The sequence below is a fragment of the Limosilactobacillus ingluviei str. Autruche 4 genome (assembly GCF_000312405.1).
Lineage (GTDB): Bacteria > Bacillota > Bacilli > Lactobacillales > Lactobacillaceae > Limosilactobacillus > Limosilactobacillus ingluviei.
This window is the reverse complement of sequence record NZ_HE997173.1, coordinates 417,735-441,126: the sequence shown is the minus strand read 5'-3', so window position 1 is coordinate 441,126 and position 23,392 is coordinate 417,735. Positions and strand designations below refer to the sequence as shown.

Annotated in this window: 22 protein-coding genes and 1 pseudogene; 16 read left to right on the top strand and 7 right to left on the bottom strand. The window is 47.4% G+C overall.

The genetic code is table 11. The features are described from left to right. Positions 1-11 precede the first annotated feature (11 nt). Both BN54_RS02205 and BN54_RS02200 read right to left on the bottom strand, forming a co-directional pair. Positions 12-1,187, bottom strand: coding sequence for a thiolase family protein (locus tag BN54_RS02205; RefSeq protein ID WP_019205501.1), 1,176 nt, complete (start codon positions 1,185-1,187; stop codon positions 12-14). 69 nt (positions 1,188-1,256) lie between these two features. Continuing rightward, positions 1,257-2,114, bottom strand: coding sequence for a patatin-like phospholipase family protein (locus BN54_RS02200; RefSeq protein WP_019205500.1), 858 nt, complete (start codon positions 2,112-2,114; stop codon positions 1,257-1,259). Between the two features lie 340 nt (positions 2,115-2,454). Here BN54_RS02200 and BN54_RS02195 point away from each other — a divergent pair, with 340 nt between their 5' ends. The 7 genes from BN54_RS02195 (at position 2,455) to BN54_RS10160 (ending at position 7,342) form a co-directional block, all read left to right on the top strand. Then, positions 2,455-3,594 (top strand): trans-sulfuration enzyme family protein, encoded by a 1,140-nt coding sequence (locus BN54_RS02195; RefSeq protein WP_019205499.1) that lies wholly within the window; start codon positions 2,455-2,457, stop codon positions 3,592-3,594. A gap of 49 nt (positions 3,595-3,643) precedes the next feature. Continuing rightward, the gene (locus BN54_RS02190) at positions 3,644-4,507 is read left to right on the top strand and encodes an NAD(P)-dependent oxidoreductase (protein WP_019205498.1); all 864 of its coding nucleotides are present in this window, start codon (positions 3,644-3,646) and stop codon (positions 4,505-4,507) included. A 130-nt stretch (positions 4,508-4,637) separates the two neighbouring features. Continuing rightward, the gene (locus tag BN54_RS09780; protein ID WP_051014596.1) at positions 4,638-4,868 is read left to right on the top strand and encodes a hypothetical protein; all 231 of its coding nucleotides are present in this window, start codon (positions 4,638-4,640) and stop codon (positions 4,866-4,868) included. Next, complete coding sequence (locus BN54_RS09775; RefSeq protein WP_051014595.1) at positions 4,858-5,121, top strand: hypothetical protein; 264 nt, start codon at positions 4,858-4,860, stop codon at positions 5,119-5,121. The genes BN54_RS09780 and BN54_RS09775 overlap by 11 nt, the downstream gene beginning before the upstream one ends. Positions 5,122-5,142: 21 nt before the next feature. Continuing rightward, positions 5,143-6,192, top strand: a complete 1,050-nt coding sequence (locus BN54_RS10170; protein WP_051014594.1) for a phospholipase D family protein — start codon at positions 5,143-5,145, stop codon at positions 6,190-6,192. A gap of 63 nt (positions 6,193-6,255) precedes the next feature. Then, a complete protein-coding gene (locus tag BN54_RS10165) occupies positions 6,256-7,011 on the top strand; it encodes an Aq_aa27 family P-loop NTPase (protein WP_051014593.1) in 756 nt (251 codons plus the stop codon). Then, the gene (locus BN54_RS10160) at positions 6,956-7,342 is read left to right on the top strand and encodes a hypothetical protein (RefSeq protein WP_051014592.1); all 387 of its coding nucleotides are present in this window, start codon (positions 6,956-6,958) and stop codon (positions 7,340-7,342) included. Before BN54_RS10165 ends, BN54_RS10160 begins: the two co-directional genes overlap by 56 nt. A 130-nt stretch (positions 7,343-7,472) precedes the next feature. Here BN54_RS10160 and BN54_RS02175 read toward each other — a convergent pair. The 4 genes and pseudogenes from BN54_RS02175 to xerS form a co-directional block, all read right to left on the bottom strand. Beyond that, positions 7,473-8,411 (bottom strand): annotated as a pseudogene (locus tag BN54_RS02175) (nucleoside hydrolase). Positions 8,412-8,557: 146 nt separating this feature from the next. After that, positions 8,558-9,151 (bottom strand): site-specific integrase, encoded by a 594-nt coding sequence (locus tag BN54_RS02170; protein WP_019205495.1) that lies wholly within the window; start codon positions 9,149-9,151, stop codon positions 8,558-8,560. Positions 9,152-9,539: 388 nt separating this feature from the next. Beyond that, positions 9,540-10,439: a linear amide C-N hydrolase gene (locus BN54_RS02165; protein WP_019205494.1), complete on the bottom strand. Its 900-nt coding sequence runs from the start codon at positions 10,437-10,439 to the stop codon at positions 9,540-9,542. Between the two features lies 1 nt (position 10,440). Further along, positions 10,441-11,511, bottom strand: a complete 1,071-nt coding sequence (gene xerS, locus BN54_RS02160; protein ID WP_019205493.1) for a tyrosine recombinase XerS — start codon at positions 11,509-11,511, stop codon at positions 10,441-10,443. Between the two features lie 238 nt (positions 11,512-11,749). Between xerS and BN54_RS02155 the strand changes: the two genes are divergently transcribed. The 9 genes from BN54_RS02155 to carB all read left to right on the top strand — a co-directional run bounded on the left by BN54_RS02155 (position 11,750) and on the right by carB (position 21,836). After that, on the top strand, positions 11,750-12,331 hold the full coding sequence (locus BN54_RS02155; RefSeq protein ID WP_019205492.1) for a GNAT family N-acetyltransferase: 582 nt from the start codon (positions 11,750-11,752) through the stop codon (positions 12,329-12,331). A 54-nt stretch (positions 12,332-12,385) separates the two neighbouring features. Next, on the top strand, positions 12,386-12,838 hold the full coding sequence (locus BN54_RS02150) for a MarR family winged helix-turn-helix transcriptional regulator (RefSeq protein ID WP_019205491.1): 453 nt from the start codon (positions 12,386-12,388) through the stop codon (positions 12,836-12,838). Positions 12,839-12,866: 28 nt separating this feature from the next. Beyond that, a complete protein-coding gene (locus tag BN54_RS02145; RefSeq protein WP_019205490.1) occupies positions 12,867-13,415 on the top strand; it encodes an NADPH-dependent FMN reductase in 549 nt (182 codons plus the stop codon). A 13-nt stretch (positions 13,416-13,428) separates the two neighbouring features. Continuing rightward, positions 13,429-14,151 carry a B3/B4 domain-containing protein gene (locus tag BN54_RS02140; RefSeq protein WP_019205489.1) on the top strand — a complete coding sequence of 241 codons (723 nt, stop codon included), beginning with the start codon at positions 13,429-13,431 and terminating at the stop codon, positions 14,149-14,151. 15 nt (positions 14,152-14,166) lie between these two features. Further along, positions 14,167-14,508, top strand: coding sequence for a HesB/YadR/YfhF family protein (locus BN54_RS02135; protein ID WP_019205488.1), 342 nt, complete (start codon positions 14,167-14,169; stop codon positions 14,506-14,508). 301 nt (positions 14,509-14,809) lie between these two features. After that, positions 14,810-16,027 (top strand): argininosuccinate synthase, encoded by a 1,218-nt coding sequence (locus tag BN54_RS02130; RefSeq protein ID WP_019205487.1) that lies wholly within the window; start codon positions 14,810-14,812, stop codon positions 16,025-16,027. After that, positions 16,017-17,402, top strand: a complete 1,386-nt coding sequence (argH, locus tag BN54_RS02125; RefSeq protein WP_019205486.1) for an argininosuccinate lyase — start codon at positions 16,017-16,019, stop codon at positions 17,400-17,402. The genes BN54_RS02130 and argH overlap by 11 nt, the downstream gene beginning before the upstream one ends. A 173-nt stretch (positions 17,403-17,575) precedes the next feature. Beyond that, positions 17,576-18,664 (top strand): carbamoyl phosphate synthase small subunit, encoded by a 1,089-nt coding sequence (locus BN54_RS02120; protein ID WP_019205485.1) that lies wholly within the window; start codon positions 17,576-17,578, stop codon positions 18,662-18,664. Next, entirely contained in the window at positions 18,657-21,836 is a 3,180-nt protein-coding gene (gene carB, locus BN54_RS02115) for a carbamoyl-phosphate synthase large subunit (RefSeq protein ID WP_019205484.1), read from the top strand. The genes BN54_RS02120 and carB overlap by 8 nt, the downstream gene beginning before the upstream one ends. A 312-nt stretch (positions 21,837-22,148) precedes the next feature. Here carB and BN54_RS02110 read toward each other — a convergent pair whose 3' ends face one another. Next, positions 22,149-23,324, bottom strand: a complete 1,176-nt coding sequence (locus BN54_RS02110) for a tyrosine-type recombinase/integrase (RefSeq protein WP_019205482.1) — start codon at positions 23,322-23,324, stop codon at positions 22,149-22,151. Between the last annotated feature and the right edge of the window lie 68 nt (positions 23,325-23,392).

Sequence of the window (23,392 nt, the reverse complement as noted above, 5' to 3'; positions counted from 1 at the left end):
AAACCGGCTTTTTAGTTGCGTTCAATAATGGTCGCAGCCCCCATGCCGCCACCAATGCACAGGGCAGCTAACCCCCGGTGACTGTTTTGCTTTTGCATTTCATACAAGAGCGTCACAATAATGCGCGCCCCCGAATCACCGAGCGGGTGGCCAAGGGCAATTGCGCCCCCATTAACGTTGACTTTGGTTTCATCGAGGCCTAATTCACGAATCGTGACAACTGATTGCGCCGCAAACGCTTCGTTTAATTCGACCAGATCAAAATCAGCCACGGTTAACGCATGCTTGGCCATTAATTGTTGGGAAGCTTGCAGGGGACCAATCCCCATGATGGCCGGATCAACCCCGACCAGGTTACCGTCCAGCCAATAGCCCAGAATCGGCGCCCCCGTTGCTTGGGCTAAGTCGGCATCCATCAAGACGACAGCTGCGGCCCCATCGTTGAGCCCCGATGAATTTCCGGCGGTGACGTCACCATCCTTTTTGAAGACCGGGGGCAGCTTAGCCAATGCCGCCATGGAGGTGTCACGAATTGCTTCGTCAGCGGCAACGGTCACCTCGCCATGTTTGGTCGGCACCGTCACTGGCACAATTTCATCAGCAAACCGCTGGGCTTGTTGGGCGGCCCGGGCCTTTTCTTGACTGGCTAAAGCAAACGCATCGAGGTCGTGCCGCGATACTGGGTACTTAGCCAATAGGTTTTCAGCGGTCATCCCCATCGGGTAGTGATAAAAAGCATCAGTCAACCCATCCTGGGTTAAACTGTCCAATAGTTCACCGTTGCCATAACGGTAGCCAAAGCGGCCGTTGGGTAGTAAATAAGGGGCATTGGACATACTTTCCATTCCCCCGGCAACCATCACTTGCGCATCGCCCAGCCGAATTTGCTTAGCAGCTAAGGAAATGGCCTGCATTCCCGAGCCACACAAGACATTGACAGTCATTGCCGGGACGGATTCAGGTAGCCCGGCGTGCATGGCCGCTTGCCGCGCCGGATTCTGGCCTTGGCCCGCTTGAATTGCCATCCCCATGTAAACTTCATTTACTTGGTTGACGGCGACTTGGGCGCGCTGCAAAGCCGCTTGAATGGCGATGGTCCCAAGTTCAACGGCCGAAAGGGTTGCTAAGGCCCCACCCAATTTGCCAATCGGGGTCCGAGCTGCCCCCACAATTGCCACACGTTTCATAATTTTGACCTCACTTATTAATCATTCCAAACCAAATTGTACAAAAGGCCACCAAAGAGGTCAAATGGTTTACCTAGTTAAGTACGCCAAAAGAGCCGGGAGGGTCGCTTCTGCTTGGGCCAAGCCCTGCTGGTACAGCTGCGTCAATTTTTTGGTATTGCCTTCCAAGCGCCCGACCTTTACGGCTTGTTCAGGGGCCAGACAAAAGATCTGACCAGCAGCGGTGAGTGCATTTAACTTTGCCACTTGCTCATTGTACATTGTTGGGCGCGCCAAGGCGGTTTTCACAAAGGCCGGGTAGTCAGCAAAGGTATGCTTAAACATCTGGGCAACTAGCTTGCCACTTGGCTTCTTGCGATAATCACTTGGTCGGGTCCGCACCACCACGATTTTATCATAGCCTTGTTGTTGAGCAATGTTAAAGGGAATCGAGTTTGCCAAGCCCCCATCGAGACACAAGCCTTGGGCGGTCATTTGCGGGGTGGTAAAAAAGGGCATCGAGCTGGAAGCTTTCAAAGCAACTTCAAGTTCTTCACCCACCGGGTCAGTGAAGGTCACCGCGGTACCAGTGGCCAGGGCTGTCGCCACAATGGTAAAATGGGAGACCGACCGCCGGTAGGCACGTTCATCAAAATTGTGCCAATCCCAACCATGGTCTTCAAATAAAAAGTCCAAGTTGAGCACCGGTTGGCGTTTTAGCGCCCGGCGTAAGGAAATATAATTGGGATCATGACGATAAGTAGTATTAACGTGAATCATCCGCCCGTATTGTTTTGCCACAAATTGGGCCCCGCACAGGGCCCCTGCGGAAACGCCAATCACACTGCGAAATTCAATCCCGTGCTTTAAAAAGGCGTCGGTAACCCCAGCGGAATACTGACCGCGCATGGCACCACCTTCGAGAACCAGGGCTGCATTGTAGAGCATCTTCATTTCCTCCGTAATTCCATTAGAATAGTGATTATTATACATCAGACAAAAAATTGTTTAAAAGGTTAGCTAACAAAAAATCAGTAAAAAAGATTGACAAGCTGACCGCCAGCCGGTAAACTGTGATCAACTAATTAAACGGAGGAAATTTGCATGGTTATCTTAGCTCGCAATGCCAAGCGTTGTTGTGACCGGTTTGCCGATTGGGGAACCGGAATTTTGAGCTAAGCAAATTTCGGGAACTTAATTGGCGCGAACGGAAATTCCGTTGGCGCTTTTTTTGTACCTCCGTAAGGAAGCACTTTAATTTGAGCTGATTAAGAAAGGACGTCTTACCATGAAATTCAACACGCGTTTAATTCATAGTCGTTTAAGCGAAGATCCCGCAACTGGCGCTGTTTCAACTCCCATCTATCGGTCTTCAACCTTCCGGCAGACCGAATTAGGCGGTCACCCCAAGTGGGAATACGCCCGTACTGGTAATCCGACCCGGGCGGCCTTGGAACAATTAATGGCCGAAATTGAAGGCGGCAGCGCCGGCTTTGCCTTTGCTTCCGGGTCTGCCGCTATTCATACGGTCTTTTCGCTTTACTCTGCGGGAGACCATCTGATCGTCGGGTCCGATGTTTACGGTGGAACCTTCCGTTTGATCAACAAATTATTAAAACGCTTTGGCCTGGAGTTTACGGTTGTCGACATGCGACAATTAGCGGCAGTTGAAGCAGCGATCCAACCCAATACCGTGGCGATTTACCTAGAGACCCCAACTAATCCGCTCTTACAAATTGCGGATATCGCCGCGTTAGCACAATTGGCCAAACGGCATGGGTTAAAAACGATTGTCGATAATACCTTTGCGACCCCGTACAACCAAAATCCCTTGCAACTTGGTGCCGACATTGTCGTCCATTCGGCAACCAAATATTTAGGGGGCCACTCTGATGTCGTGGCTGGGATTGCGGTCACCAATGATCCCGCGTTAGCTGACCAACTGGCCTTTTTGCAAAATTCCATTGGTGCAGTCTTGGGGCCGGATGATGCTTGGCTCTTGCAACGGGGGATCAAGACCCTCGGGGCCCGGATGCGCGTTCACCAAGAAAATGCCGCCGCGGTGGTTGATTTTCTCACTCATGATGACCGTATTGCGCGGGTTTTGTACCCGGGCTTGCCTGATTTTGCTGGGCACGCTGTTGCCACTCAACAAATGCGCGGTTTTGGGGCCATGGTCTCCTTTGAATTACAGCCGGGTTTGAGTGCTAAACGTTTTGTTGAAAGCCTACAAGTCATTACCCTCGCGGAAAGTTTGGGCGGGATTGAAAGTCTGATTGAAGTACCAGCCGTTATGACCCATGGGGCGATCCCTCGCGCAACCCGGCTGGCTAATGGGATTAAGGATGAATTGATTCGTCTATCGGTTGGTTTAGAGGATGAAGCTGATTTGATTGCCGATTTAAAGCAGGCTTTGGCACAATTGTAATTTCTGCGTATAATTTGCGTATAATTAATGTAGAAAAGAGGTGGCTTTCATGAGAATTGGCTTTATTGGAACCGGCGTTATGGGCACCGGAATTATTAATAATCTACTTCGCGCCGGGGAGCAAGTAACGGTTTTTAACCGTACGCCAGCCCATGCCAAAGCGGTCTTGGCCAATGGAGCTAGCTGGGCGGCCTCCCCCGCAGCTTTGGTCGATAAAGTCGATGTGGTTTTCACCATGGTGGGCTTTCCCCAGGATGTCGAAGCTGTGTACTTGGGGCCAGCTGGTTTATTAGCCCATGCCCGTCCCGGACAAATCTTGGTTGATATGACGACCAGTCGCCCCAGCTTGGCGCAACAAATTGGGGAACAAGCCCGCGAAAAAGAGATTGCCGTCCTGGATGCTCCTGTCTCAGGCGGGGATATCGGAGCAAAGGCCGGGACCTTAACCGTTATGGTCGGTGGGGATGCACAGACTTTAACCGCCGTGACCCCGCTTTTGCGTCATTTCAGTAAGGAAATTAATCACTTTGGCGGCTTTGGGGCTGGTCAACACGCGAAAATGGCGAATCAGATTATGGTTGCCGGTACGATGACCGGTTTGACCGAAGCCTTGGTCTATGCCCGTGCTACGGGACTAGATCTAAAGCAAGTCATGACGACTTTACAAGGCGGCGCGGCCGCTAACTTTAGCCTGCAAAGTTACGGCCCCCGGATTTTAAAGGGTGATTATACCCCCGGTTTCTTCGCGAAGCATTTCTTAAAAGACTTGCGGATCGCCCTCGATGAAGCTCAACGCCAACAGCTTAATCTGCCTAGCACGCAGGCGGCTGAACAATTATACGAAGCCTTAGTTGATCAACGCGGCTTGGGCGAGGAAGGGACGCAAGCACTGGTCAAACTATGGTGGTCATAAAATTCTTGCAGGAGAACAATTCATCGTTATCCTGTTTTTTTTCGATTTTAAACGAAAATATTTTTACTAAATGTGAATTTGATGATATTACATTCGCAAAGAGAGGGACGATAGAAAGGAGGACTTAGGCATGCGGACCAAGTTACGCCAGTTAGGCAGTCAGCAACGTTATCAATTTACGGGTACTTTTAAACGCACTGGCTTTAAAAATACCTATCATAGTCAGAGTCACCCCATTTATCAACCAACACTTTTATTGGTCGATTTGTGGTGTGAAGACCAATTCATGACTGATCACCTGTGGCTAAATTATGGTAAAAACTTTTTAAGTTTAGGAGAGTTGCAGCCTGGTGACCTTTAAAGCGCGCGTCGCTAGATACGAAAAAGGACACTTTGAACATCGGCAACTGGACTATCATTTAACCCGGCCCACCCAAGTGCGGGTTTTGACAGTTAAGCAGCCGCGGGAGCAATTGCCAATTAATGATAAAAATGCTTTAATTGGGTATATTATGCGGCAAAATCGAGACTTTTATCTTGCCAATCACCGGCCGGTTGATGATTCGTATCTTTCTCAGTACCGGAATTGGCAAAACCACGTCCATGGCAACTAAATAGTGAAACGAGGTTCGAATATGTTAAGGATCTACGATTTAAAAAATCAGCAAATGCTAACCAAACCGGATTTTTGGAAATTAACTGAGGGCTTCGTCAGTTTTCGCGGCGTTTCATTTGTGGGCTCATTTAAGGTCATCGAGCAAGAATTATTGCCGCGCTTTCAACAGGTCAAGTTGATTTTAGGGATGGAGGATCGGCAAACCGGCCAAAAAATGGAGCAAATCTTCAATGTCCCGCGGCGGGTCGAGGAACTGGTGAATGCCAGTGATACGTTCTTACAACGAATTGAAGCGGGCAGTTTGCAGTTAAAGTCTACCAAACAAGCCTTGTTTCACAGTAAATATTTCTTGCTGGAAAATGAGACGCAGTTCATTATTTTTAACGGCTCGATGAACTTAACCAAGCAAGCCATGACTCAAAATTATGAATTAGTGTGGTGCTACCGGGGCGAAAAAGCGGTTCCCCAAGACCAAGCTATTTATCAAGCCCATCTAGCCCTGTTTAAACAGAACTTTGAAGTTGATAGTACCGATTACGTGAACCGGAAGCTGATTCAGCAAATAAAAGGAAAATCCCGGCAAGAAATCACCGCGATCTTAACGGACCATGTCGCTCAAGAAACGACCACGGCGATCACTTTACAAAAAGAAGAAATTGCGGCGATTACCGACCAACAACAACGCGAAAAAGTGGTGGCCCCCCAGTGGGTAAAGGCGGTTCAAGCCGTCTATACGGCAAAGGGAAACAAAAAACGTGATCAAGCTGCCGCGCAGGCAAACGCGAAAGTCTTATATTACCAAGCCTTTACCCAAGATGAACACCGGGTAATCCCCGAAAATGAACTCTACCCGGTCCCGATGTGGACTTATGATGAAACAGAGGGGCAGGTATTGGTGCAAAATCCTGTTACTGATCGGTATGAACCATTGCAGGCTAGCCCGTTAAGACGCGCAGATTTGGAGAACTTCGTCAACATTATTGAAAGCTTTCACACGAATAAGGTTCGCGATGAAAGTTTGCAGGCCCTCTCAGCCTTTCTATACTTGATGACGGCGCCGCTAATTTAGAAAATTCGTCAAATCTATCGCGAATCCAACTTTAGTCGGTCAGCGGACCAAGTACCACTATCAATGGTGCTGATTGGGCGGGGGACCACGGGCAAGACCTTATTGGTTCACGACTACTTCAAGCCTTTCACTGGTGATATCTCAGCTAGCGTTCAGTATTCGGAAATCAATAACTCCACTAGCGCCCGCAGTGATCGGGCAGTTGCCTTTTTGGATCACTATTTAAAATCACAACGTTTTATTTCGCCCAAGGTGATTGATGAACTCTACGAGAATTTCCTCCACTCAAAGGTCGCGACCAATGCGATTAAGCAATGGTCCAATACCCTCGAAGACATTCATAACGTCAATATTTTTGCTATGAATCACAACGCCTCCAATAAAGGGATCAATAATTTAGAAGAGATTACCAAGCGGGTTTATTACTTATCGTTTGAATCTGGTTGGTTACCAGAAGATGAACAAACCATCGATTACCGGATTTTGGTTAACAACGTCAATGACCATCTATACAAAACCGTTGTCTATCGACTAAATCAACGTTTAAACAACCTCTCCGGGGAAGACGAGAGTAAATTAATCAAGGATTATCTGAGTTTAACCAAAGAAATCCTGAGCGACTTATTGGCACAATATGGGTTAAATCATCGCTTAGTTCCCTTGTTGGCCAAGCGGTATGATTATAAACAAGACCAAAATAAAACCATTTGGCGGATGTTATTAGCAGAAAACAACTTTAAGAATGTCTATTTTACGGCTGAGGATGACCATCTCAAAAGCGATTTTCAACGATTTAAAATCCAACCTGTACCAAAATAACAATGAAACCCTCGATAATTACTTCAATATGTTGCCCCGGGAAATGGGGATTGGGATTGTGCAAAATGATATCGGGATGATTCTCGACATTGATAAATTTGACCAATTCATTGGCGAACCCTTAGTCAGAAACTATTATCAACAAGCTCATAAAGCCGAGCATCAACAGGATGCGGTGACCCGGTTGATCGCTCTCCAGGAGGCCGAAGCGGCCCGTCGTGCCACTGAAGAAGCTAAACGTCAAGAAAAGTATGATCAAATTTTGGCGGAACTTGCTCATCACCGAACCAAGAAAATGGGGTTGTTTGGCCGCTTCTTCAAGCGCGATTAACGATCTCAAAATTATGTCAACTAATTACTAAAAAGCAACGGTCCAACGTGAACTACTCGTTCGGAATGAGCGAGCTTTTAGAAACAGCGGACCGTTGCTTTTTTATTAACTTTACATAATTTTAAGGCCGTTATTTAAGCACTGCACTAGCCGCCAATTCATCAAAGAAGTGGAAGAATGCTTCCTTATCCGCCTTCGTCACCAACGTCATCGGCGTCCCTTGGGGATCACGTTCGGTCCGCCCAGCGGCTGGGCCGTCAACTCGCGCAATCGAAGCGGTCTTTTCCGTTTCTACCAATTCTGGTTTGAGCGCTGATAACGTCGTCAACACATCCCAAAGATAGTAAACCGAGTTGGCTTCGTAAGACAAGACCAAAGAATAACCTTGGCCGATTAAGTCAAAGGCAGGTTCTTGCCGGCGAGACGCCCAGTACATTTGTAATTCTTGCGTAAGGGGGATTTCTTCGGTACTTTCTAAACCGACCATTTGAATATCCAATTTTGATTGCCAAACCCGGGCTACCGCTTCAGGATCCCAAAAGGCATTCCATTCGGCGGTTCCATCAAAGCCGGGTTCCAACACATTCCCATGTCCATCCAGTGAGCCGCCCATCCAGTAGAGTTTCTCAATTTTGGTTTCGATTGATGGATCAGCATCTAGGGCCAAGGCTAAATCAGAAATTGGCCCCGTCATGATTAAAGTCACTGGACCATCTGCCGCCTGAATTTTTTCAATCATGTCTAAGTGGGCTGGCAATGGGGCCTCTGGCGTTCTAATGACGCCGGGTTCATTTAAGATGGGGAAGTGGTTAAAGGCAAACGAACTTAAGCGCCACTCCTTTGGGAATTGATGATGCGCCCGGGCAACTGACTTGGCAACGCTTAATTAGTCGCCCCGGCGGTTAAACCGATCAATGATTTTCCGAGAAGCTTCGACCGCCGGTTCTAAATAGCCGTCGGCATCAACAACCCCGACCCCTAATAGTTTGACATCAGGGGCTTGTAGTAACAACAATAAGGAAATTAAATCATCAACGTTTCCATCGTGATTAAAATAAATGTTCTTCATTTGGGGTTCCCTCCAAGTGATTTTTTACAATTATAACCCAATCCAGCGGTTAAAACCAACTTTAAACTTAAAAGCACACAAAATGTTCGTTGTTCAAAAAACGATAGGAGTTTTAACGATTTTGTGTTTACATAATTTCCGGAGTGTTATCCAAAATCGATCTTATCTAGCATATGTTCTCGACTGACTTGGTCTAAGCCGAGGTAAGCTAACGTCATGGCTTCGCTGGAATGATTCAATAATTGCATTACCAAACCAATGTTGTAATTAGATTGGACGTACACCCGGTAAGCACCGGTTTTGCGCATGGTATGGGTCCCTAAGTAATTTAGATCCAACAAGCGCCCAACCTTGGCCATAATTTGGTAAAACTGGCGTTCATCAATATGCTTTTGCGGGCGGGTGGTCGAAGGAAACAACCACGGCGTTTGGTTTTCTAAGCGTTGTCGCTTCAACCATTGCTGGTAAATGACCAGGTCATTCATAACTGGTTTTAAATACAGGGTATTTTGTTTGCCAGTTTTTTTGTCAGTAATGTAGGCCCGTTCGCGAATGGCCCCGTAGTCGTCAAAAACATCCGCTTGCTTGAGCCGTAAAACGTCACTGACCCGTAAGAGGGTCGCTTTGCCAACTTGAAAAATCGTATAGTTGCGCTGGCCGGCCTTAAAATTATGGAGCAGGGTATCTTGGACTTGCGCGAGGACTTCTTCACTTTTGATCGGTAAAACGAGTTGTTTCATGGGTAAAATCGCCCCCTTTTTGATAGTGTTATTTTATCGATATTTACAATAATAACACATCATGATTTTGGCGCCAAATCAAGCCTTGATTTAATAGGGATTACGAAGTGTTATTTTATAGAAATAACACTTCGTAAGTGAGTTAATTGTCATTACCGGCGTCAAAAGGTGGCCCTATTCTGATTTTACGCTCAGCTGCATTTTCATTTGACTAGTCGGGGAGTTGGTCAGCTAGCTGCAGCTGAACGCGAATTTAGTTACCCGACCAATTTTGTGGGACAATAGCGGGGCGGTAAGTCATATTAATTTTACCTTTACATTATTATGTAAACTTAAACAGCTAAAAAAAACAACGATCCGCTAACGACCAGATCGTTGTTTACCTTAATTAGTGAAAGGTCACCGGTTTGTGATACTTCTTCATTAGATGACGAAGCGAGGCCCGGTGATGATGCTCAAATTCAAGATCGTTAAAATCATAGGTGAGGTGGGTTCGGTCAATCACCCCAATATAGTGGGTATAGTCGTCATGCCCTTCCAGTGGCTCCGTTTGAACTCGTTCGAGAATTTTCCGGCCTAATAAAATCCCATCCCGGTGATCAGGCAGCGGTTGTTTAGCTAAAGTTAACGCTGTTCGTAAGTAGCGGTTTGAAGGCGTCCGGGTAACCGGCAGACGTTTAGGAAAAGCTGCCAAGCGTTCCTTAGTTGGTTCGCCCCCCACGAGGTGCGTCAACTTGGCTTGATGTTGTTCGATTGCAGGCGCATTGGTTAAAATGCCCAGGGGCGCCTTTTTAAGGCTTAATTGCTCATTGGTAGGTTCAATTAAATAGGTACCAGTATCATCACTTAAAATCCAATGGAAGGGATGGATAATATCATGATCGTACCATTGCTGGGCAATAATCGCCAGCCGGTCCAAATTGTCTGCCACTTCAGCTACTGATTGGTGTTGGGTGAGCAGCCAGGTAATTACATCTTGGGGGGTCAGGTTCAACCGGTAAAATTGGGGCGTTTCATAATACTGAACTTGGCCCGGAAAGTACAATTCGGCACACGCTAACCCGGCCTCGTTAACCCCATCCCCAATCAGGTAGTGCCCATCGGCCAGGCGCATCCCGCCCAATACCGCATATTTGCTGGTAAGAAATTGTTCACTAGGCCGAACTTGCCATGCAAAACCGGCCGGGACGTAAGTTAAGCGCCAAGGGGTGGCTTTGAGGGGGAAATCCATGGTCCGCCCAAAATAAGCGTTATCTTGGCGATCCTGATAAGTAATTGCAGTACACATATTATCCTTCTTCCTCTGGTTTACTGATTTTAGCCAAGGCCGCTTTTTGCACAGACTGATCAACGTGGGTATACAAATCGGTGGCTGACGTGCCTTTTTGACCTAATTGTTGTGCAACTAAAACTTGATCCTTGGTAACTTCATATAATTCCGACGCCAAGGTATGGCGCAGCTTATGGGGCGTTAACGGGCGGCCAAACGCAGTCGAATATTTTTTAACCAAGCGTTCAATTGAGTTGGCACTGATCCGGCGGGTCTCGCCATGATAATTCGTTAAAAAGAAGGCCACGTCCTTTTTAAGCGCGTGGTAGCGTGCTGCCCGGATTTGTTGATATTGGGTTAAGTAGGGCATTACCCACGGTGCGATCGGAATACTGTCCTTTTGCCCCCCTTTCCGGGTGACATCCAGCATTTTTTGTTGCCAGTTTAGGTCCGCTAAGTTAACGTTGGCCGCTTCCGACACGCGAATTCCCGTTCCCAAAATTAAAGCAATAATCGCCAGGTCGCGTTCTTGATTAATCATAAAGGAAGCTTGTGCGCGTTTATCACATTTTTGGGGATATTCCTGGGCAATAAAGGTCAAAAAATCAAACTTTAACTCGCCCCGATACATATGCGAAGCTAACGCGTGGGCCCGGTAATTTAAGGTCTGCGTACTATTGAGCGACGGAATTTTTAGCATTACGTTCCGCTCAAAATACGGTTCCCCATCATTATTGTCAGCCGTGATCGTCAGAAACTTAAATAGGGACCGTAGCGCATTTAAAGAACGGTTGATTGAAGTTGCCGAATTGGCGCGTCCTTGGGCGTTCTTGGTATGCTTTAAATCATCAATGTATAGCATGATGTCTTCCCGACGCAAATGGGCCAACTCAGTGGTCGCAATCCGTTGATTATCCGTCGCATGACTGATCTGGTTGGCACGCAGCCAATTAAAAAAGCGGCGGAATTCGGTTAAATATTGGTAAGTGGTTGTCATCGCCAAATTGGTCCCCCGGTAGTAAGCCATTACGTAATCGGGCAGGGCCGCTAATTCTTGCTGGATTAATTTCCGATAGCGATCAGCTTCCATCTTATCACTTCTTTCATGGGTTTTCGTTCATTCTATCATGTTTTCAGGGCAGTTCAAAAAAATGCCGCCGTTCTTTTCAATCAATTGAATGATTATACGAATTAGCGACGTTTCGACACAACCAGCGATTAATTATGCTATAATTGTGTATGATTTTTGTAATTGAATCGCTTGCGTAAGGTTGCTAAAATAAAGGTATGAAAACGGTTTAATAAATAATGGAAACGGAGGGCTTCGTATGAATACCACGACCCAAACCCCAACAGTAACGTCAACCTGGCAAATTTTAGCAACAACCCAAATTACCATCCGGCCCGTCACTGCCAGCCATACTGATCTCACAACACTCCAAGCTATTGCTGCCGAAAGCTTTACGGCAACTTTCGCTCCCTATAACGATGTCCGCAGCATTACCGAGTACGTCGTCAATAATTACCAGTTGCCGACTTTACAAGCCGAAGTAACTGCGCCAACCTCCGCCACGTTTTTCTTAGAAGGAAACGGCCAACCGCTTGGTTACCTGAAGCTAAACTGGGGTCCAACCCAAACTGAACCGAATTTTCCGGGGGCCATTGAAATTCAGCGCATTTACCTCTTGCCAGCCGTTTGGGGGCAGGGGTTGGGCCACCATTTGATGGATTTTGCGCTTACGTACGCTCGGACGCACCATTTTAACCAAATTTGGTTGGGAGTATGGCAAAAAAATGAGCGGGCCCAGCATTTTTACGCGCGGTACGGCTTTCAGCCGGTCAGCACTCATTGCTTTTGGATGGGGGACCACGAACAATGTGATGACTTATTACTAAAGGAACTTTTTTGATTTTTGTTGCAAATGCAACTATTTGCGGTAAACTAGTACTGAAGGGGGGATGAGATGGCAACCATTGTACGACAGATTGGAACGATTGCCAGAGCGCTGGATTCCATTGCAAACGTGGAATTCAAACAGCACCAGTTGGCCCGGGGGCAGTACCTTTACTTGGTCCGAATTGCCGAGCACCCTGGTATTATTGCCGAACAATTGTCAAAAATGTTAAAAGTTGATCGGGCAACGGTTTCCCGGGCCATCGCCAAGCTTGTCCAATGTGGCTTGGTGGATCGGCAAACTGCTCCAGACAACCAAAAAGTAAAGCATCTCTATGTTACTGAACTGGGGGCGCAACAAGCGGTGTTTATCCAACGGGAAAACGCATACTCGGAACAAATTGCCCGCCAAGGGCTTTCGCCAACCGAAAGTCAACAGTTAACCCAACTATTAGCCCGGGTCGTTGAAAATATCAGTGCCGACTGGGACCGGGTTAAAGCCGGTGAACACCGGCAGTACTAGCAATAAAAGAGGAGAGAATAAGGAAGAAATGTTAAAGGTCGTAGGTTTATCAGGTTCGGTCGCGGGGTCCCAAACAATCACCACCATGCGCGAAGTCGAAAAAGAAATTGGCCGGACCTACGGGACAGAAGTTAACTTTAAAATGTTAGATTTACGCGATTATCAGCTTCAAGCTAGCGATGGACGTGATTTCCATGAGTATGATGGTGATACCTACCAAGTCGCAACCACGTTGGCAGCGGCTGATGCAATCATTGTGGGGACACCCATTTTTCAAGGGTCAATTCCAGGGGCGCTAAAAAATGTCTTTGACTTATTACCGGAAGATGGCTTTCGGGGTAAAGTGATTGGGACGGTAGTCAACGCGGGATCACCGCGCTTCTTTTTGGCTGCCGAATACCAACTAAAACCGGTGCTGACGGCGATGAAAGCCGAAGTAATCAGTAATTGCGCTTTTGTTGAAGCCCGTGAGATTTACCGAACAGAAATTATTGAAGACGCGACAAAGCACCGAATTGACAAGGTCGCTCGGCAAACCGTCGCGCTAGCCCAATTTTTGCAACAACAGGAATCATAAAGGAAGGTAAGCAATGTTAGAAGCAGTAACGATTGACCAAAGTTTTTTTGACACTTTCCCTGGCGCGCAAGTTAATATCTTGATTGCCAATGGCATTGACAACCACAACGCCACCCTGAGTGAGGCTGAACGGCGCAAGATGTTGCAAACGGCCATGGATCAAGCCGAAAGCTTTTTAGGTGCCGCGCAGTTCAGTAAAAACCCCGTGGTAGCCGAATGGCGGACCGCCTACCAAGCTTTCAAAAAGAAGAAAGGGGCCCGGGCCTCGATTGAAGCCCTGCTAAAGCGAATTGACCAAGGTAAGGAGTTAACCCCAATCGATCCGCTGGTCGATATTTATAACTGCGTTTCCATTACCAATGGGGTTCCCGTCGGAATTGAAGACCGGGATAAAATCCAGGGCACTATGCACTTGGGATTGGTTGAAGAAGGGTTGCCATTCCAACCTGTCGGTGCCGATAAAGATGAACCAACCTTAGCTGGGGAGATGGCTTGGTATGATGAGCAAGGTGCCGTTTGCCGGTGCCTCAACTGGCGGGATGCCCAACGAACGATGCTGGATGAAACTTCACAAAATATCGTTGCGGTCATCGAATCGGTAACTCCGGACCAAGCAACCCGGGCCAACCAGGCTATGACGCAATTGGCCGAACAAATCGAACGGTATTTTGGGGTTGTTCCAGTACACAATGTGGTTTTAACGGCCGCTGAACCGACGGTCAAAGTAGCAGATTAACGGAGGGATCAGCTTTTGCGCTTAATTATTACTGATCAAGCCAGTCAAGCGATTATTAAGGAATTAGCACTGCAAGCTGATGACGGGGTCCGTTTCTTCGGCAAGCAAGTTCCGGGGCAACCAGTTAATCATGCCCATAAGCAAGGGTACGCCAAGGATAATCATCCGGTTCGCCCCATCATTCATGTCCACAAAGATGAGATTGATTATCACATTAACTTTGCGGATGCTTGGTTTTTTGGCAGTCACGATTGTTTAATTGATTACGATGAGGCCGAAGGGGTGATCTTTACCTTCCCCGATGCCCCGGACGGTATTTCCAGCGCCTCGATTGATTACGAACGTTTCTTACAATAATAAAATTGCGAATAAAGTGGAGAGCTGTGGGGGCTCTCCACTTTTTATATACAGTCTAAAAATTATGTTAAGTTAATCGAATCTGAAAAATTTATATCTGCATAAAATCAACCATTTTCTTTCGCCTTAAATCTCACTATTTGCCTAGTCCATCAGCTTTTTATCCTAATTTAAGCCGGCAAACAACTTTACTTTTTAATGTATAAAAATAACAATTATCTCCTTTAGGTTGCATGGATATCCAATTAGTTCTATAATGCATAACAATCCATTGAAAATGAATGATAAAGGAGCGAAGAAAATGGCAAAAGACAAGGTTGTATTAGCTTACTCCGGTGGTTTGGATACCTCGGTTGAAATTGCATGGTTGAAGAATAAGGGATATGACGTGATTACCGTGTGTATTGACGTGGGTGAAGGGAAAGATTTGGCCGCGATCCAGCAAAAAGGTCGCCAAGTCGGCGCCGTCGAATCAATCGTAATTGACGCAAAGGAAGAATTTGCCACAGATTATGTACTGCCGGCTTTGCAATCTCATGCAATGTATGAGAATAAATATCCACTAGTCTCGGCACTTTCCCGGCCCTTAATCGTTAAGCATCTGGTAGCAATTGCCAAAGCCAAGGGGGCGATCGCAATTGCGCACGGCTGTACTGGTAAGGGAAATGACCAAGTGCGATTTGAAGTTGGGATTCACGCCCTTGCCCCGGAAATGAAGATTGAAGATCCGATCCGGGATAATCACTGGGCCCGGGAAGATGAAATCGACTATGCGAAAGAAAACGGGATTCCAGTCCCCATTACCAAACAGAGCCCGTACTCAATCGATGAAAACCTCTGGGGGCGGGCCAATGAATGCGGCATCCTAGAAGATCCTTGGGCGGCGGCCCCTGCCGATGCCTACGAACGGACCACCGCGTTGGAAGATACCCCGGATACCCCTGATGTTATCACCATTACATTTAGCCAGGGAATCCCGACCGCTTTGAACGGTCAGGCCATGTCGTTAGCCCAATTAATTATGACCTTAGATCAATTAGCCGGCAAGCACGGGATTGGCCGGATTGATCACGTTGAAAACCGGATGATCGGCATTAAATCCCGGGAAATCTACGAATGTCCCGCCGCTACGGTATTGCTAGCGGCCCATAAGGACATTGAAGATATCGCAACAGAAAAGTCCTTAGCCCACTTTAAGCCCTTGCTTGAAAAGCAAATGGCGGATTTAATTTACAATGGTCTTTGGTTTACCACTTTGATGGACAGCCTGCAGGCTTTTATCAAGGAAAGTCAAAAAGACGTCAATGGGGTCGTTAGGGTGAAGCTATTTAAGGGCAACGTGATCTGCGAAGGCCGGAAATCAACCAATTCATTATATGACGAATCACTGGCTACTTATACCGCGGCGGATCAATTTGACTCAGAAGCCGCCGCCGGCTTTATTAAACTCTGGGGCTTGCCAACCCAAGTCTACGCTCAAGTTCATCAAAAGATAGAAGGGACCGCCGATGGCAACTAATAAATTATGGGGCGGGCGCTTTCAAGCAATGGCGACTCCCGACCTCGATCGCTTTGGCGCTTCAATCGAATTCGATCAAGCCATGGCCAAAGAAGATCTGTTGGGTTCCTTGGCGCACGTGAAAATGTTGAAGGCCACTCACATCTTATCAGCCACTGACGCTGACCAAATTATCGCTGGGCTGCAACGCTTGCAAGCTAAATTAGCCGCGGGGAAGCTCGAGTTTTCACTAGCTAACGAAGATATCCATATGAATCTCGAAGCTTTATTAACCAAAGAAATCGGGCCCGTCGCCGGGAAATTGCATACGGCTCGTAGCCGCAACGACCAGGTCGCTACGGATTTTCATCTGTACGTTAAGGAACGCCTGCCACAAGTCATTACCGCGATCAAACACTTACAACGCGTTTTACTAACGCAAGCCGAAGCCAATCTTGAAACCGTCATGCCCGGCTATACGCATCTTCAGCACGCGCAACCGATCTCATACGGGCACTATTTAATGGCATACTTCGCCATGTTCCAACGGGATGTGGAACGGTTTGAATTCAACCAACAGCACACCGATCTTTCGCCGCTTGGAGCAGCGGCGTTAGCTGGGACTACTTTTCCGATTGACCGGGCTTTAACCGCCCAAGAATTAGGCTTTTCCGCACCGTATACCAATTCCTTGGACGCAGTTTCAGACCGGGACTTTGCCCTCGAATTCTTAAGTAACGCCGCAATCTTAATGGTCCATCTTTCGCGCTTAGGTGAAGAAATCGTTTTGTGGACCTCATATGAATTTGGGTACTTGGAGTTAGCGGATGAGTACGCAACTGGCAGCTCGATCATGCCCCAGAAGAAAAACGCCGATTATGCGGAATTGATTCGTGGCAAAAGCGGTCGAATTTTCGGCGATCTCACTGGTTTATTAACCGTCATGAAAGCCTTGCCTTTAGCTTACAATAAGGATCTGCAAGAGGACAAGGAAGGCGTTTTTGATGCAGTGAAGACGATTTTGCCTTGTTTACACGTGATGGCCGGAATGCTAGCCACCGCCAAGGTCAACAAAACCCAGATGGCAGCGGCAACGGAACGCGACTTCTCCAATGCGACCGAACTGGCTGACTACTTGGCAACAAAAGGCGTTCCGTTCCGACAAGCTCACGCAATTGTGGGAGAATTGGTCCTCAAAGGATTACAAACTGGGACCACATTACAGGAAATCCCCCTCGCTGAATACCAAAAAATCATGCCCAAAATCGGAGTCGACGTTTATCACGATTTACAATCGAAAGTTGCCGTTGCGCGTCGACAGTCATTAGGGGGTACCAGCTTTGAAAATGTAAAAAAACAAATTAAAGCTGGTAAAAAGTTAATGGGCATGGAATAATATTCAAAGGCTGAGAAAAGCAAACTTTCTCAGCCTTTATTTTAAAAGAGTTCGTCTCTTTTAGCGGAGAGAACCTTTTAAAATGCCCTTTCGCTTCCTGAAAAAGGAAACGCGAACTTTAAACCCTGACCGCGAGCAGGGAAACTGAGCACATGCGAATTGGAGGCAACAATATGCAAAGATATTTAATTCTGGAAGACGGATCAACCTACGCGGGCGAAGCTTTCGGGGCGACCACCATCACAACTGGCGAAGTGGTCTTTACCACGGGAATGACGGGCTATCAAGAAGCGATTACGGATCAATCCTATGCCGATCAGATCTTGGTGTTTACCAATCCCTTGATCGGCAATTATGGAATCAACGTTGACGACAACGAAGCCCTGAATCCCCAAATCAAAGGCGTAATTTGCCACCAAGTTGCGCGGCACCCCAGCAACTGGCGGATGCAAGAAAGCCTGCCAGCCTTCTTAAAACGCCAGGGAATCCCGGGGCTCATGGGGGTCGATACCCGGCAATTGGTGAAACAAATCCGGGCACATGGGACCCTGCGCGGCAAGTTGGTTGACAGTTTAGATAAGCAGCGAGCGGTGGTGGCCGAACTAAAAATGGTCCATCCAACAGTTGGCGCTTCCCGGCGGGCAGCAACCCCAACGCCTTATCCTAATCCTGGCAGTAAGCGGAATATTGTGGTTATTGACTTTGGACTCAAACACAGTATTTTACGCGAATTGGCCCAACGAGACTGCAATACCATCGTTTTGCCCGCTAACGTCTCCGTCCAAGCCGTCCTAGACTACCACCCGGACGGTGTCTTATTGTCAAACGGCCCCGGGGATCCGACCGAGCAGACTGCTGCAATTAAAATGGTCGCAGAAATCGAACAACATGTGCCAGTCTTTGGCATCTGCATGGGTCATCAAGTCTTTGCGCTGGCCAACGGCGCCCAAACGTTCCAAATGAAATTTGGGCACCGCGGGTTTAACCACCCCGTGAAAAACTTAGCCACGGGGGAAATTACCTTTACCTCCCAAAACCACGGTTATGCCGTGGCCCCAGATTCTTTGAGCGAGACCGCTTTAACTGTCACGCACTTGGAAATCAACGATGGGGTAATCGAAGGGCTCAAACATCAAAAATATCCCGCCTTTTCCGTCCAATTTCACCCGGACGCGGCCCCGGGCCCCCATGATGCGGCGGGCTTATTTGATCAGTTTGTTGCCACAGTCGATGCAGTAAAGGAGGAAAAAGCTCATGCCTAAGCGGACGGATATTCACAAAATTTTAGTAATTGGTTCAGGCCCGATCATCATTGGTCAAGCCGCGGAATTTGATTATTCAGGCACCCAGGCCTGTCTGGCATTACGTGAAGAAGGGTACGAAACGGTGTTGATCAACTCCAATCCCGCCACGATCATGACCGACAAGCAGATTGCCGATCATGTTTACATCGAACCCCTCACGGTCGAAGCCGTTTCCCGCATCATCCGCCAAGAATACCCGGATGCGATTTTACCGACCCTTGGGGGCCAAATTGGGTTAAACCTCGCCGTCGCCTTAGCAAAATCCGGCATCTTAGCCGAACTGGATATTCAACTCTTAGGGACCCAATTAACGGCGATTGACCAAGCCGAAGACCGGGAAAAATTTAAAGCCTTGATGCAACAGCTCGGGGAACCGATTCCGGCTTCTCAAACCGTTGGTACGGTCGAGGAAGCGTTGAGCTTTGCCGAAGAAATTGGCTACCCGGTCATTGTCCGGCCGGCCTTTACCATGGGTGGGACTGGTGGCGGAATGTGTCAGACCCCCGCAGAATTAGCCACCATTGCTGCCAATGGACTGGAGCTTTCTCCCGTTACCCAGTGCTTAATTGAGAAATCAATCGCCGGCTACAAAGAAATTGAATTTGAAGTCATGCGGGACGCCGCGGACAATGCGATGGTCGTTTGCTGCATGGAAAACTTTGACCCGGTGGGGATTCATACCGGGGACTCAATTGTTTTCGCTCCCAACCAAACCATTTCGGATCGGGAATATCAAATGTTGCGGGATTGTGCGTTGAAATTGATTCGCGCTTTGAAAATTGAAGGGGGCTGCAACGTTCAATTAGCTTTGGATCCCCATTCTTATCACTACAACGTCATTGAGGTTAATCCCCGGGTTTCGCGTTCCTCAGCCTTAGCATCTAAAGCCACGGGATATCCGATCGCCAAATTAGCCGCTAAGATTGCCGTTGGGTTAACCTTGGATGAAATTAAAAACCCTGTCACCCAAACGACTTGGGCTCAATTTGAGCCAGCCTTGGACTACGTGGTCTGCAAAATTCCGCGCTGGCCATTTGACAAGTTCACCCAAGCGGACCGCCAACTGGGGAGTCAAATGAAAGCGACGGGGGAAGTAATGGCCATTGGGCGCACCGCCGAAGAAGCGCTGCAAAAAGCGGTGCGTTCCCTGGAAATTGACGAAACGGATCTCATTTCTCCCGCGGCTGCGGCAGCTTCGGACAAGCAGTTACAGGCCAAGTTAACAACGCCGCAAGACGACCGCCTGTTTTATTTAGCCGAAGCCTTTCGGCGGGGGATGACGATTGAAGAAGTGCACGCGCTCACGCAAATCACACCCTACTTCTTGGATCTGATCCAGCACCTAGTGGAGATTGAACACCAGCTCAAGACCCACCTCAATAACGAGGCCCTTTTACGCACGGCCAAAAAATATGGCTTTGCGGATCAAACTATCGCTAAATTATGGGGGACCTCAGCAGCTGAGCTTCGGCAAAAGCGCCAACAATTAGGCTTAGTCCCAGTTTATAAAATGGTAGACACTTGTGCAGCCGAATTTGATTCCACGACGCCGTACTTTTATTCCACCTATGAAACGGAAAATGAATCTCACCGTAGCGATAAACCTGCAATTTTGGTGATTGGTTCTGGGCCCATTCGAATTGGGCAAGGGGTTGAATTTGACTATGCTACCGTTCACTCCGTACGCGCCATTCAAGCATTGGGCTACGAAGCGATTGTCATGAATTCAAATCCCGAAACCGTTTCTACTGATTTCTCCGTTTCTGACAAACTCTACTTTGAACCATTGACACTGGAAGATGTGCTAAACGTGATTGACGTTGAACAGCCGGTCGGGGTCATTGTTCAGTTTGGTGGCCAAACAGCGATCAATTTGGCGGACGGCCTGGCCCAAAACGGCGTTAAAATTTTAGGGACCACGGTAACTGACTTAAACGCTGCTGAAGACCGGGAAGTCTTTGATCAAGTCATTAAAGACCTGGGCTTAAAGCAACCAGTCGGCTTAACGGCAACCACCAAAGAAGGCGTCTTAGCAGCAGCAGCGCAGATTGGTTATCCCGTTTTGGTCCGGCCTTCGTATGTCCTTGGCGGGAAAGCGATGGAAATTGTTAACTCGCCCCAAGAGTTGAAGAATTATCTGGCCCAAAACGCCCCAGCGGCCGTCGATCACCCGATCTTGGTTGATGCGTACTTAGAAGGGAAAGAATGCGAAGTCGACGCGATTTGTGATGGAACCAACGTCCTCTTGCCGGGGATTATGGAACACATTGAAAGAGCGGGGGTACACTCGGGGGATTCAATGGCTGTTTATCCGCCCCAATCCTTTGGGGATGACATCAAAGCGCAAATCGTGGCTGCTACCAAAAAATTAGCGGTGGCCTTGAAGTGCATTGGCATTATGAACATTCAGTTCATCATCCACGACCATGAAGCCTACGTCCTAGAAGTCAATCCGCGTGCTAGTCGGACCGTCCCGTTCTTAAGTAAAATTACGGGAATTGAAATGGCCCAGGTCGCAACCAAGGTGATTTTAGGGCAATCCCTAAGTGACCAAGGCTACCAAGGTGGACTAGCCCCTGATTCACCCTTGGTGCACGTGAAAGCCCCCGTCTTTTCCTTTAGCAAACTGGATGCGGTCGATGCCTACTTGGGGCCTGAAATGAAGTCGACCGGGGAAGTAATGGGCACGGATGCCAACTTTGCCAAAGCCTTATACAAAGCCTTTGCTGGCGCTAAAATGCAATTGCCGCTCAACGGGACGGTCCTGTTAACCGTGGAAGACCACGATAAAAAACAGGTTAAAGCCCTGGCGAAACGGTTTGCCCGGATTGGCTACCGCATCTTGGCCACCAAGGGGACCGCTAAGTACCTGAAGAAACATGGCTTACACGTCACCAAAGTCCAGCGTGTCCATGATCAAGCGGCCCCAACCATTTTGGATGTCATTAAGGCGGGGCAAGTGAACCTGGTCATCAATACAATGGGACATGATTATGAGCATACCTCAGATGGCTTTATCATCCGCCAGACGGCGATTGAACACAACGTACCATTGCTAACGGCGTTGGATACGGTTGATGCCTTATTGCGTTCCCTAGAAGGCCGTTCCTTTGCGACCAGTGAACTTTAACGCAGCAAAGCACGGAATTTGTGGTAAGATAAATTCATTAGCGAAAAGGGAGGTAAAACGATGGCCAAGTACGTAGTTGAATTATCCGCAGCCGACTTACAAATGCTGAAGGACTGCCACTCCAAGAACCCTTCAATCATGAAGGCCTTGGAAAAGGCAACGGAAAAGTAATTGCTTAATTGCTTTACTATTAATGATTGTATCGAAAATAGCCAATTAGTTATTAACGTTTTATAACGATCAAAATCACGTTATTTAGCTAAAAGGTACAAAAAAGGTACACAAAAAGCGGGAAGTTGTTGCTTCCCGCTTTTACATATCCTCAAGCTTTGAAATTAGTTGGTCATACTTTTGCTGTGTATCGGTGGTAACATGCAGATAAATTTCACGAGTTATGTCACTTTTAGAGTGTCCAACTCGTTTTTGGATCACTCTTAGAGGCACTCCCAGATCAGCCAGCAACGAGACATGGGTGTGCCGGAAAAAGTGAGTAGTGACTGGCTTATCAATACCTAGGCGTTTAGCGGCCCTACGCAATGCCGAGTTGGCGGCCGTAATATCGAGCGGTCGTTGATCAGTAAAATGGGTGGCATCATTGTAGGAGAAGAGCAGTGCCTCAGCATCTTTTCCTACGCAGTGACGCTTCACGATCTCTGCTGCTTCTGGCGATAATACAACATTACGATTACTAGCCGAAGTTTTAGGCGAATCAGAAATGAACCGGCGAATAGGGCTTTTTAAAATAGTCAGGGTACTATTAATCTGCAGAAACCGTTGGCCATCTTTTTCAAGAACATTTTTGACTTGTAGCGCTGCTAGTTCGCCGAAACGCAGCCCTGTTAAGTACTGTAGTCGGAAAGCATCGCTATAATGGTATAACTTACGACGCTTAAACTCGTTGATAAGAGCACTGCTTTCTTCTCTAGTTAAGTACTTATTTTCAATCTTTTTAGCGTAGGGGATCGCTCTTTTCCAAGGAATTTCGACAGTCTCCATTGGTGATGCTGTGAGATATCCATAATTGATGGCATATTTAAATAGCGCAACTAAATGGCCTTTAATATCATGTGCTGTGCTATTACTAATTGGCTTGTCACTGTACAAGCGGTCACGGAAATACTTGTTGATCATAGGGGTAGATATTTTAGTGACCAGTGTATGCGAGCCAAAATAATCGACAAACTGCCGTACGAAGATCTTTTCATTGCTAAGTGTATTTTGCTTAAGTTGCTGAGCACGCTCAATGATAAATTTTTCTGCTAATTCGCCTAAACTAATATCTATGATATTGTTTCCTTCGATCGCTAATCGCTGACGAATGATCTCATCAAGTTCGCGGTGAGCTGCATTTTCAGTTCGTGAGGTAAGTTTATCTTTGGTAACTGAGACTTTACGCCTGCGGCCGGTTAGAGGAGATTTATAAAATGCAACAAAGCGGTAGTGGATAGTGCCGTCTTTGAGTTTGACTTCTCTGGGTTTGATAGCCATTTCTGCACCTTCTTTTGATTAATTTGATATATTCAAAAATATGTTCAGGTGATTTGTTTTTAAAACCG